Source organism: Promicromonospora kroppenstedtii DSM 19349, assembly GCF_000515355.1.
GTDB classification, from domain to species: domain Bacteria; phylum Actinomycetota; class Actinomycetes; order Actinomycetales; family Cellulomonadaceae; genus Promicromonospora; species Promicromonospora kroppenstedtii.
Map to the genome: position 1 here is coordinate 3865 of NZ_KI911720.1, position 215 is coordinate 4079.

A 215-nucleotide genomic window follows, 5' to 3' on the forward strand; every position below is an offset into this window, starting at 1 on the left:
CGGTGCGCCGAGCGGATGATCGCGTCCTGCTCGGCCTGGAGCGTCGCCACGACGTCGCGCATGCGGCCGGTGCGCCGTGCGCTGATGGCCTCCAGGAGCGGCCCGTCGCCCCACGACGTCGTGCGGCCCGGGCTCGGTGCCGTCCAGGATCTCGTCGCTCACGCGGGAGACCCGGCGGCCGTCCAGGGCCAGGTGCCGGCGGCGACGCAGGCCCA